This window comes from Rubellimicrobium mesophilum DSM 19309 (assembly GCF_000600335.2).
Taxonomy (GTDB): Bacteria; Pseudomonadota; Alphaproteobacteria; order Rhodobacterales; family Rhodobacteraceae; genus Rubellimicrobium; species Rubellimicrobium mesophilum.
In genome coordinates, this window is record NZ_KK088566.1 from 18,948 (window position 1) to 30,138 (window position 11,191).

At 71.4% G+C, this 11,191-nt stretch carries 11 protein-coding genes and 1 pseudogene; 5 read left to right on the plus strand and 7 right to left on the minus strand.

Annotation, left to right across the window (positions count from 1 at the left end; translation table 11 throughout):
• Positions 1–2: 2 nt before the first annotated feature.
• The 5 genes from RUMESO_RS09440 to RUMESO_RS09460 all read right to left on the minus strand — a co-directional run bounded on the left by RUMESO_RS09440 (position 3) and on the right by RUMESO_RS09460 (position 5,431).
• A complete protein-coding gene (locus tag RUMESO_RS09440; RefSeq protein ID WP_245639214.1) occupies positions 3–1,703 on the minus strand; it encodes a peptidoglycan D,D-transpeptidase FtsI family protein in 1,701 nt (566 codons plus the stop codon).
• Positions 1,704–1,756: 53 nt separating this feature from the next.
• Complete coding sequence (ftsL, locus tag RUMESO_RS09445; RefSeq protein ID WP_037279886.1) at positions 1,757–2,116, minus strand: cell division protein FtsL; 360 nt, start codon at positions 2,114–2,116, stop codon at positions 1,757–1,759.
• A gap of 13 nt (positions 2,117–2,129) precedes the next feature.
• Complete coding sequence (gene rsmH, locus RUMESO_RS09450) at positions 2,130–3,134, minus strand: 16S rRNA (cytosine(1402)-N(4))-methyltransferase RsmH (RefSeq protein ID WP_037279887.1); 1,005 nt, start codon at positions 3,132–3,134, stop codon at positions 2,130–2,132.
• Positions 3,135–3,137: 3 nt separating this feature from the next.
• On the minus strand, positions 3,138–3,653 hold the full coding sequence (locus tag RUMESO_RS09455) for a division/cell wall cluster transcriptional repressor MraZ (RefSeq protein WP_037279888.1): 516 nt from the start codon (positions 3,651–3,653) through the stop codon (positions 3,138–3,140).
• 686 nt (positions 3,654–4,339) lie between these two features.
• Entirely contained in the window at positions 4,340–5,431 is a 1,092-nt protein-coding gene (locus RUMESO_RS09460; protein ID WP_037279889.1) for an Mrp/NBP35 family ATP-binding protein, read from the minus strand.
• A gap of 369 nt (positions 5,432–5,800) precedes the next feature.
• On the opposite strand from RUMESO_RS09460, the gene RUMESO_RS09465 reads away from it, so the two are divergent.
• From RUMESO_RS09465 to RUMESO_RS09480, 4 genes are all read left to right on the plus strand, one after another.
• Entirely contained in the window at positions 5,801–6,022 is a 222-nt protein-coding gene (locus RUMESO_RS09465) for a DUF1127 domain-containing protein (protein WP_037279891.1), read from the plus strand.
• A gap of 490 nt (positions 6,023–6,512) precedes the next feature.
• Positions 6,513–6,761: a hypothetical protein gene (locus tag RUMESO_RS09470; protein WP_037279892.1), complete on the plus strand. Its 249-nt coding sequence runs from the start codon at positions 6,513–6,515 to the stop codon at positions 6,759–6,761.
• Positions 6,762–6,812: 51 nt separating this feature from the next.
• Positions 6,813–8,363, plus strand: a complete 1,551-nt coding sequence (locus RUMESO_RS09475) for a winged helix-turn-helix domain-containing tetratricopeptide repeat protein (RefSeq protein ID WP_051521181.1) — start codon at positions 6,813–6,815, stop codon at positions 8,361–8,363.
• A gap of 28 nt (positions 8,364–8,391) precedes the next feature.
• Positions 8,392–9,588, plus strand: a complete 1,197-nt coding sequence (locus RUMESO_RS09480) for a benzoate/H(+) symporter BenE family transporter (RefSeq protein ID WP_425414892.1) — start codon at positions 8,392–8,394, stop codon at positions 9,586–9,588.
• Here the strand turns inward: RUMESO_RS09480 and RUMESO_RS09485 are convergent.
• Positions 9,557–10,009 (minus strand): Lrp/AsnC family transcriptional regulator, encoded by a 453-nt coding sequence (locus RUMESO_RS09485; RefSeq protein ID WP_037279894.1) that lies wholly within the window; start codon positions 10,007–10,009, stop codon positions 9,557–9,559. The genes RUMESO_RS09480 and RUMESO_RS09485 overlap by 32 nt on opposite strands.
• An 89-nt stretch (positions 10,010–10,098) precedes the next feature.
• Here RUMESO_RS09485 and RUMESO_RS09490 point away from each other — a divergent pair, with 89 nt between their 5' ends.
• Positions 10,099–10,698, plus strand: coding sequence for a LysE family translocator (locus RUMESO_RS09490; protein ID WP_037279896.1), 600 nt, complete (start codon positions 10,099–10,101; stop codon positions 10,696–10,698).
• A gap of 47 nt (positions 10,699–10,745) precedes the next feature.
• Here RUMESO_RS09490 and RUMESO_RS28490 read toward each other — a convergent pair.
• A pseudogene (locus tag RUMESO_RS28490) lies at positions 10,746–11,045 on the minus strand (HTH-like domain-containing protein); the annotation flags it as partial.
• Positions 11,046–11,191 lie beyond the last annotated feature (146 nt).

Sequence of the window (11,191 nt, forward strand, 5' to 3'; positions counted from 1 at the left end):
CGTCAGTTCGCGGAGGGACCTACACCGTCCCCCGAAGCGACTTCAACCTCGGGGCGAAGGCCCAGGAGCGGCGCCGCCCGCCGGATCAGCTCGGCCGCGACGGGAACGGCGGTCCAGCCCGCCGTGCGGCGCGGCTCGGTGCCCGAGGTCTCGACCGGCTCGTCGAGGCTGACCACGAGGACATACTGGGGATCGCTCGCCGGGAACATCCCCGCGAAGGTCGCGATCACCTTGTCGCTGTAGTAGCCCCCCGTCGGACGCGGCTTGTCGGCCGTCCCGGTCTTGCCCGCCACCTCGTAGCCCGGCACGTCGGCGAAGGTCGCCGTCCCGCGCGAAACCACCTGCCGGAGCATCTCGACCGCCTCATCGGCGGCGCGCTCGCTCATCACCCGGGGGCCGGGGACATGGTCGTCCTGCCGCACCAGCGTCGGCGTCACCGTGAGCCCACCGTTGGCGATCGTCGAATAGGCGGCCGCCAGATGCAGCGGCGAGGTCGAGACGCCGTGCCCGTAGGAGATGGTCATCAGGCTGATCTCGGACCACTGCTTCGGCGTCAGCGGGCGCCCGGTCCGCGCTTCGGTCATCTCGACATGCGTGGGCTCCAGGAGCCCCAGGGACCGCAGGAACTGCTGCTGCCGCTCGGCCCCGATCATCAGCGCGATGTGGGCCGTGCCGATGTTCGACGACTTCACGATCACCTCGGTGACCGAGTTCTGCGCCCCGTAGTTGTGGAAGTCGTTGATGTGGAAGCGGCCCCAGTTCAGCGGCCCGGCCGTGTCGATCATCGTGCTCGGGTTCACCAGCCCGAGGTCCAGCGCCTGGCTGACCGCGAAGATCTTGAACACCGATCCCAGCTCGTAGACCCCCTGGATCGCCCGGTTGAAGAGCGGGCTGTCCGACTGGTCCCCGCTCGTGGCGACCGGCGGCCTCTGGTTCGGGTCGAAGTCCGGCAGCGACGCCATCGCGAGGATCTCGCCCGTATGGACGTTCATCAGGATGCCGGTCGCGCCCTTGGCATTCATCATCGTCATGCCGCCCTGGAGCACTTCCTCCATGGTGGCCTGCACCGTCAGGTCGATGGACAGCGCCAGCGGCTCGTCCTGCCGCGCCGGGTCCCGCAGCCGCTCGTCGAAGTAGCGCTCCACCCCGGCGACGCCGATCACCTCGGCCGAGTCGACCCCCTCGCGGCCGTAGCTCGCGCCGCCCAGGATGTGCGCCGCGACCGGCCCGTTCGGGTAGAGCCGCATCTCGCGCGGCCCGAACAGAAGGCCCGGGTCCCCGATGTCGTGGACCGCCTGGACCTGCTCGGGGCTGATCTGGCGGCGGATCCAGAGGAACTTCCGCCCGCTCGTGAAGTCGTGGAGGAGCCTGTCCTCCTCCAGGTCCGGGAAGATCGCGGCCAGCTCGTGCGCCGAATGGGCCGGGTCCGTCATCTCCTCGGGCTGCGCATAGAGCGCGTCCGTGGCGAGGTTGGTGGCGAGGATGCGCCCCTCGCGGTCGGTGATGTCGGCGCGGGTGCTCAGGATCGGGGCCTCGAGGCCGCCGGTCTCCTCCGGCTCCTCGGGCTCCGAGGAGGCGAGCACGGCCATGCGCCCGCCCACCGTCGCATAGGCCGCCGCGAAGCCCGCGCCGAGGAGGACGAGCCGCACCCGGGACCGATCCTTGCCCTTGGGCCGGGCCGCCCGCTCCGGCCGCCGGAGCATCCCGCGCAGCCGCCCGCCGAGCGCGACCGCGACCGCCATGAGCTCCCGCGTGGTCACAGCGGCTCCTCCGTGCCGGCCCCGCCGTCCGACGACACGATGAAGGAGGAGACGACGGTGCCCAGCGTCGCGTCGGGCATGGGGACCTGCTCCACCGTCGCGAAGGCCTCGGGCCGCATGGGCAGGAGCTCCAGCCGCTGGAAGTTCAGCTCCACGAGGTCGCGCAGCCGGTCGGGCCGGTTGAGATAGGCCCATTCCGCGTCCAGCCGGTCGAGCCGCGCCTGCGCGGCGGCGATCTCGGCCTTGACCTCGCGCACGTCCTTCAGGCTCGCCTGCGTGGCGTAGTTCTCCCGATAGGCCCAGAAGCCCAGGCCCATGACGGCCAAGGCCAGCCCGACATAGATCAGACCTTTCACCTGCTCGTCCCCCTCATCGCCTCAAGCGTCCCTCGCCGGTTTTCCGGCTTCTTCGTTCCAGGATCGGCATCCCGATCTCGTGTTCGTCGACCCGCCGCGCGGCCGCCGCCGTCCGGCGCGCGACCCGCAGCCTCGCCGAGCGAGCGCGCGGGTTCAAGGCCAGCTCCGCCTCGTCGGGCTCGACCGACCTGCGGGTCACCATCTCGAAGGCCGGCGCCTCGGCCTCGGCCTCGGGCGCGTGCCGGCTGCCCTGCCCCATCCGGCCCGACCGGATCTGGAGGAACCGCTTCACCATCCGGTCCTCGACCGAATGGAAGCTCACCACCGCCAGGAGCCCCCCCGGCGCCAGCGCCCTCTCGGCCGCCTCCAGCCCGCGCGCGAGCTCGCCATATTCGTCGTTCACCGCGATCCGCAGCGCCTGGAAGGTCCGGGTCGCCGGGTGCTTCTCGCCAGGCTTCTGGCGCGGCAGGCACCCCGCCACGATCTCGGCGAGCTGGAGCGTCGTCTCCACGGGCCGCGCCGCCACGATGGCCCGGGCGATCCGGCGCGAGGCCTTCTCCTCGCCGTAGAGATAGAGGAGGTCCGCCAGCACCGCCTCGTCGGCGCCGTTCACGATGTCCGCCGCGCTCTCGCCCGACTGGGACATCCGCATGTCGAGCGGGGCGTCCTTCTGGAACGAGAACCCCCGCTCCGCCGTGTCGATCTGCATGGACGAGACGCCGAGGTCCAGCACGACGCCGTCGACCCGCTCGGCCCCCTCCTCCTCCGCGATGTGGTCGAGCTCCGAGAAGGTCCCCTCGCGCAGGACGATGGTTCCATGAAATCCCGGAAGCCAGTCCCGTGCCATCCCGTGGACCGCTGGATCCCGGTCGATCCCGATCACCTTCGCGGCGCCGGCCTCCACGAGGCCCCGCGCATAGCCCCCCGCACCGAAGGTGCCATCCACCCAAGTCCCCCGGACCGGGGCGCAGACCTCCAAGAGAGGTCGCAGCAGCACGGGGATGTGCGGGGCGGCCATGGCTCAGCGTCTGCGGTTGAGGGCGGTGAGGGGATTGTAGTTCTTGGGCTTGCTGGCCAGGAACTCGCGGTGGCGCGCCTGCACCTCGGACTCGTAGGTCTCCGCCGCCCAGATCTCGAACCAGCCGCCCTTGCCGGCGAAGGCGACCTCGCCCTCCGTCAGGCCGAGCCGCGCGCGGAAGCGGGCCGGCAGCACGATGCGACCGTCGCGGTCCACCTCGATGGACTGGCTCTGCGTGAGCATGAAGTGGGCGGTCGCGTCCTTCTCGGCCTCCTCGTCGTCATCCTGGGGCTCCCACTCTGCGATGCGCTGGGCGATGGCTTCGTGCGCGGCGACGGTGCGGACCTCCAGGCGGTTCCCGAGATGGTCGCCATAATTGAGCTGCAGACGGTAGGCGCCGCCCTCCCCGCGCTCGGGGTCGCCGACCATCAGGACCTTGCGGAACTCGGCCGGGATCGACATGCGGCCCTTGCCGTCGACCTTCGCCCGTTCCTCGCCCGTGAAGCTCGTGCCCGCCAAAGCCCCGTCCGTCCAACCCCCTTGGTGCCTCTGGTCCCGAGACGCGAAAACGGCGGATCAAGGGCTGCCACACCTGATCCGCCGTTTCGTTCCCTCTCGGGAAGTCCGACTGCGCGCGCACCTGGGGGGATGCTGCTCGCTCGCGCGCCGGATTCGTTCGCCTGTGGCGTTTCGCTTCGACTGTCCTGCTCTCGTATCGAAGGCGAGGGAATGGATTTGCCTGTATGACTGCTTCTCGTTCGGGGTTCTTTTGACGCCCCTTGCTATCCCGCTCGCCTCCGACGCCCAAGGGATGCCATGGGAAATCATGGCACTCAAGGGGAATATTGGGGCCCAGGCCAAGCGAAGCGCGAATGCCACAGTCCAAGCGCTTTCCGCTTGTGGATAGGTTTGTGGAGAGTCCGGATTTCCCGCGCAAATCAACGAGCGGTGATCGCCGTCCCTTCCGCCGGGCTGTGGAAAAACCGCCCGGCGGAGATCTGCCGGTTCACGGTTGCTTAACCAAGACCTGGCAAGAGGGTAGGTCGCCACGCGACTCGCGCTATGCTTGAAATGCAAATATTTCAGGTATTTATGATACAAAGCTGGCAAGTGAGGCGGGAACGAATCGCGCCTCCTTGGCTTGGCCCGACCGGGCCGAGTCGCAGGCCGCGCCTCGCCGGTCCGGGATTTCCTGGGACCGGTCCCTAGGCCATGCCGCCTTGGACCAGCCGCCGCGCGATCCCGCGCCAGGCCTCGGCCATGGGTCCCTCCCCCGTCGCGACCGGCACCCCCTCGTCGCCGGAGATCCGGGTCTGCAGGTCGATGGGCAGCCGCCCGAGGAAGGGGATGCCGTCGCGCCGGGCCTCCTCCTCGACGCCGCCATGCCCGAAGACGTGGCTCTCGTGCCCGCAGTTGGGGCAGACGAAGGTGCTCATGTTCTCGATCAGGCCCAGGACCGGGGTCTTGAGCGTCCTGAACATGTCGATGGCCTTCCTCGCGTCGATCAGCGCCACGTCCTGCGGCGTGGAGACCACGATGGCCCCCGTCAGGTTCGTCCGCTGGCAGAGCGTGAGCTGCACGTCCCCCGTCCCGGGCGGCAGGTCCACGATCAGCACGTCGAGCCCGCCCCAGTTCACCTGCGTCAGCATCTGCTGGAGGGCCCCCATCAGCATCGGCCCGCGCCAGACGATGGCCTTGTCCGGGTCCACCATCAGGCCGATGGACATCATCGTCACGCCGTGGGCGCGCAACGGCTCGATGGTCTTTCCGTCCGGCGAGGCCGGGCGCTTCGACACCCCCATCATGCGCGGCTGCGACGGCCCGTAGATGTCGGCGTCGAGCAGCCCGACCCGCCGTCCCTCGCGGGCCAGCGCCACGGCAAGGTTCGCGGCCACGGTGGACTTGCCCACCCCGCCCTTCCCGGAGGCGATGGCGAGGATGCGGTCCACCCCGGTCACCGCCTGCGGCCCCGCCTGCGGCGTCGGGTGGCGCCCGATGCTCAGCGACGGCGGCGCCGAGCTGGGGGCGGGCTGAGGCGGCCGCGCCGCCGGTCCATGCGCGGTGAGCACCACCGAGACGCTCGTCACGCCCGGCAGGCCCCGCACGGCCGACTCGGCCGTCGCGCGCACCGGCTCCAGCCCCCGAGCGAGGTCCGCGCTCGGCGCCTCGATCACGAAGCGCACCGCCCCGCCCGCGACCGCGAGCGCGCGCACCCAGCCGCTCCCCGCAAGGTCGCCGCCTCCGGGGACCGTCACCCGGGCCAGAGCCGCCATCACCTCATCCTTCGTCGGGGCCATCCGTCATACTCCTGTTGCAGAGCGGCCCCATCCCGTCGGGTCCGTGCGGATCAGCGCCGCCGACGCACCCTGGGCGCACGCCCGTCATGCGGCCCGCTCAATTCGCGCGCGAACCTCATCCCCCTTCGGGCAAAGCGCAAGACCCCCGGAGTCGCAGGCCCGCGACCGAGTCGCCCCGAAGCCCGGCCAAGGCACGAGACCCCTAAGAAAAGGTCAACAAGGCTCATGCAATTGCTGCATGGCAGCATTGCCTCTTTCCGCCATTGTGCACCCGCAGCATTCGCTTATCTGTGCTCCCGACAGCGCTAACAGGCGCGGCCGCCACGGCACGGGGCCAAGGCGGCGGACGACAAGAAAGAGAGCAGACCGATGGCCTTCGCCCACGACACCCACCGCGCCCAAGCCGGCGCCACCTTCGCCCAGCGCCTCGCCGACCTGCGCGCCGACCTTGCCGAGCGCGTGGCCAAGTACCGGCTCTACCGCGCCACCGTCAACGAGCTCGGCCAGCTCAACGAGCGCGAGCTGAACGACCTCGGGCTGAGCTCCGCCGACATCGCGGCGGTCGCCCGCGCGGCCGCCTACGGCGCCTGATCCCTTCCGGTCCCGGCTCCCTCCTCCCAGGGGCCAGGACCACTTCGCCGGGGCGCCCGCTCCTCCTCCCTGGGCCGCTCCGAGCACGACGCGGCGGGACCTCTCCTCCTCCCTGGTCCCGCCGCACGGAATTCGCCGACGCCCCACCTCCTCCCGGGGCAGAGGCGACCCGCGGCGGGGCCTACCTCCTCCCAGGCTCCGCCGCACGGATTTCGCAGGCGTCCCACCTCCTCCCGGGATGCCGCGCGGAAAAGCGGCCGACCCATCTCCTCCCGGGTCGCGCCGCGCACTGATCGGAACGGCCGCCCTCTCCTCCTCCCTGGGCAGGCCCCTACCGGACGGCGGCGCCCTCTCCTCCCTGGGCGACCGCCGTTCTTCTTTCCCGATTTCAGCCAAGTTTCACCGTCCTCTCAGGACGCCGGCGGCGGATGCCCGCATCCTGTCCCGTGACGGGCGCCCCCTCGACGCCCGCCTTTCACGGGAGATTGCCATGTTGACGATTCCAAGAAGCCCGAGCTGGAGCCTCCTCGGCACCCTCGAGGACCTGTTCGCCGCCCATCCCGCCTCGTTCATCGGCGGGTCGCGGTCCCGCGCCGCCGAGCGCGAGGCCGAGGACGCCCTGGCCCGGATGCCGCCGCATCTGCGCGACGACCTGGGCCTGCCACCCACCCCCCGGCCCGAGCCCGAGCACCCCGCCCTGACCCGCGCCCGGAACCGGGCGAGCCGCTGGGGTTCTTGACAGCCACGGGTCCCCGTCCCCATCCTTCCGGGATAGGGTCGGAGACCCAACTTGGACGACAGCGTCGAGCCTAGTGTCATCGTCCTGGGAGGGGCCATCCTCGACATGGCCCGGGGGACCCTGACGCGCGACGGCGTCATCCTGCCCCTTCGCTCCAAGTCCTTCCGCCTCCTCTGCGAGCTGGCGCGCAACTCCGGCCGCGTCATGTCCAAGGACGAGCTGCTCGGGACCGTCTGGCCCGGCGTGATCGTCTCCGAGGACTCGCTGACCCAGGCGATCCGCGACATCCGCCGCAGCCTCGGGGACGAGCACCAGAGGCTGATCCGCACCGTCGCGCGGCGGGGCTTCATCCTGGTCCCCGACGCGGCCGACCCGCCGCTCGCCGTCGCCCCGGTCGTGGGCGGCGTCCCTCCGCTCTGGCGGCGGCCTCATATCGCGATCCTTCCGCTGGCCAACGAGACCGGCGACCCGGACCGGGGGCCCATCCTCGACGGCCTGATCGAGGAGGTCACCAACGGCCTGGCGCGGTTCCGCAACCTGACCGTGGTCGCCCGCCACTCGGCCTTCGCCGCCGCCCGCGCGGGGCTGCCGCTTTCCGGGATCGGCGCGCGCCTTCGGGCGGCCTACCTCGTGGACGGGACCGCCCGGCTGGTCGGCGGCCAGCTCCGCATCGCCCTCGCCCTCAACGACGCGGCCACCGGCGACGTCCTCTGGGGCGACAGCTTCGACGCGGGCGATTCGGGCCTGCTCGCGCTCCAGGACCTCGTGCCCCGGCGCATCGTCGGCCGGCTCTTCACCACCATCGAGGAGGCTGGCTACCGCAGCAGCCTGCACCGGGGCCCGGGCGACCTTACCGCCTTCGAGCACCTCGCCCGGGGCAAGGCCCTGCTCCGCAGCTACGGCCCCGGCGTCAACGAGAGGGCGCTCGCCCAGTTCGCCGCCGCCATCGAGGCCGACCCGGCCTTCGGCATCGCCTACTCCTACCGCGCCCTCGCGAGCCTCTCGCTCCATGACTACGGACTCGCGCCCCAGGAGGTGAAGCTGGGCGCGCGGGCCGACGCCATGCAGGGCGTGGAGCTCTCGCCCGACGAATCGCGCTGCCACGGCATCCTGGGCTACTGCCACGCCACCCTGGGCGAGTTCGACGCCGGCGAGAGCGCGGCCACCAAGGCCGTCGCGCTCAACCCCTACGACGCCGACGCCCAGTTCGGCCTGGCCATCGTGCTGGTCTGGCGCGGCGACTCCGAGGCGGCGCTGGGCCGGATCGAGAAGGCCAAGGAGATGAACCCGCTCTGGCCCATCTACTACGACTCGCTCCATTCCGAGGCGCTGCTGTTCCTGGGCCGCTACGCCGAATCCGCCCGACTTCTCCTCCGGCTCCCGACCCTCAGCCCCCGGCAGGAGATGCGCCTCGCCGCCGCCTTCGCGCTGGCGGGCGAGACCGGCCCCGCCCGGCATCACGCCGCGCGGGCCCGGGCCGCGCAGCCGGACTGGGACTTCGTGGAGATGGCCCGCATCGCCTACAGCCGGCGCAGCTCGGCCGACGTGCAGCGCCTCATCGACGGCATCAAGGCCGCGCAGAACCTCCTGGCCGAAGGCTGACCTCTTCCCCCCGCCAAGGCTCCCCGTCATGGTGCGCGCCGCAACGGCAAGGCGGAGTTCCATGCGCGCGTCCCTCCTCTCGGCGGCCCTGGTCGCGGCCCTGGTGGGCTTTGGCTCCACCATCGCGCTCGTCCTCGCGGCGGCGGCGGCGGTCCACGCGACGCCAGCGCAGACCGCCTCCTGGGTCCTCGCCGTCGCCCTCGCCAAGGCCATCGGCAGCGCCGGCCTCTCTTGGTGGGCGCGCATCCCCATGGTCCTCGCCTGGTCCACCCCCGGCGCGGCGCTCGTGGCGGCGACCGAGGGCCTCTCCATGGAGCAGGCCACCGGCGCCTTCGTCCTCGCGGGCCTCATCATCGCGGCCATGGGACTGATCCGCCCGCTCGGCCGCCTTGTCGCACTGATCCCCGACGCCATCGCCGCCGGGATGCTGGCCGGGGTCCTCCTTCCCTTCGTCCTCAAGCTCGCCCCCTCAGCCGCGCAGGCGCCCGCCCTGGTCGGCCCGATGGTCCTGGCCTTCGCGCTCGTGCGCCTGAGGAACCCCGCCTGGGCGGTGCTGGTGGCCTTGGCCGTGGGCCTGACGCTCGCCTTCCTGACCGGCGCCGCCCACGCGCCCGAGGTCGCGGGCCTACCCCACCTCGTCCTCGTCACCCCGCAGTTCGACGCCGGCACCGCCGTGGGCCTCGCCATCCCCCTCGCCCTCGTCACCATGGCGAGCCAGAACCTCCCCGGCTTCGCCACCCTCCGCGCGCCGGGCTACGAGCCCCCGGTCGGCCCGGCGCTCACCGCCACCGGCCTCCTCTCCGCCGTCGCCGGCCTCTTCGGCGCCCACCCGATCAGCATGGCCGCCATCACCGCCGCGATCTGCCTGGGCGACGACGTCCACCCCGACCGGACGCGGCGCTGGACGGTAGGCCTCGCCTACGCCGCCGTCTGGGTCGCCCTCGGCCTCGCCTCCCCCCTCGTCATCGCCGCGATCGCCGCGCTGCCGCCCGAGCTCGTGGCCGGCGTCGTCGCCATCGCCCTCCTCGGCCCTCTGACCGGCGCGCTCGCCGGAGCCATGGCGCAGCCGCTCACGCGCGTCCCCGCCGTCGTCACGCTCGCCGTCACCGCCTCGGGCGTCGCGGCCTTCGGCGTCGGCGCCGCCTTCTGGGGCCTGCTCGCCGGCCTCGCCGTCCACGTCCTCGACCGGGTCGCTATGCGCGCTCGTCCTTCGGGCTCTCCATGACGATGACGCTGGTAATCGCCCGCACCGTCGGGATCGTTCCCAGCACGTCGTCGTGGAACAGCTTGTAGGCCCCGAGGTCCCGCGCCTCGACCCGCAGCAGGTAGTCGAAGGTCCCCGCGACCGTGTGGCACTCCGCCACCTCGGCGCTCCGCGCCATCACGCCCTCGAAGCCCCGCTGCGCCGCCTTGCTGTGGTCCGACAGCGCCACCGTCACGTAGACGACGAAGCCCCGCCCCACCTGCGCCGGATCGACCACCGCCCGGAAGCCGCGGATCACCCCGCGCCGCTCCAGCTCCTGCACCCGCCGCAGCGTCGCCGAGGGCGAGAGCCCCACCCTTTCCGCCAGCCCAAGGTTCGACAGCCGCCCATCCCGGCGCAGCTCGCGCAATATCCGCTCGTCGATGGCGTCCATCTCTCCCATGGGTTGCGAGGATACGCCCGCATCGCACAATTCCGCAACAACATGCGCCCTCGGATGCGCCAGAGTGCCCCCGATCCGAGAGGTGCCCCATGACGACGCTCGACCTCCTCCCCGCGCTGGCCGGCTTCGCCTTCGTGTCGCTCATCACGCCGGGGCCCAACAACCTCATGCTGATGACCTCGGGCGCCAACTTCGGCGTCAGCCGCACGGTCCCCCACATCTGGGGCGTGGCGCTCGGCTTCTCGGCCATGATCGTCGCCGTGGGGCTCGGCCTCTCGGGCCTCTTCCACGCGGTCCCGGGCAGCCAGGCGGTCCTCAAGGCCGCCTCGGTCGCCTACCTGCTCTGGCTCGCCTGGCGCATCGCCAGCTCCGATCCGCACCTGGACGAGGCCAAGGGCAACGCGCGCCCCATGACCTTCCTCGAGGCCTGCGCCTTCCAGTGGGTCAACCCCAAGGGCTGGGCCATGGCCCTCACCGCCTGCGCCGCCTACACCTTCGGCCGCTCGACCGAGGTCGTGACCGTCGCGCTGGTCTTCCTCGTCCTGGGCCTGCCCTCCGTCTGGGCCTGGGCCGCGCTGGGGCAGGAGATGCGCCGGTTCCTCACCTCTCCCGCGCGGCTTCGCGCCTTCAACGTCACCATGGCGGCGCTGCTCGTGGCGACGCTCTGGCCGATCCTGAAGGCGATCTGAGGGACGCTTCCCGGCAAGGGCGGAGCGGCCCACCTCTCCCTGACATAGGCAGCGAGGTTGATGCCTTTGCGGATTTCGGTGGCATAGGTCACAGGGACCTCGGCCCGTGCCGCGACCTCCTTCCGGGACATGCCCTCAAGGTGTGCAGCATGGCGGATACCAAAGAGGTGCACCGAGACCGCCTTGTCGGTTGCCGGGTCAAGGTACATCTCGCGCAATGTCCGCGCAGCCTCGTCGATCGTCGTCAGGTCCTCCGGTGACCTTCGATCCGACTCGGCAAGGTGCGACCTGCAAGTGAACGCACTCGGGCCCGAATCCGAGGCATCGGGCGCGCTGCAGCGCACCATGTCGCATCCGACATGGGTACCGGGTGTGCCCCGAGGCGCGCCCCACGCCTCCGACCCGATTCGTCGCTCCCCACTATCCCTAGCGACCCTTAACAGCCCGTTAAGGATCGCTCCTTGTTTTCCAAGGCTTTTCCAGACCCCGACGC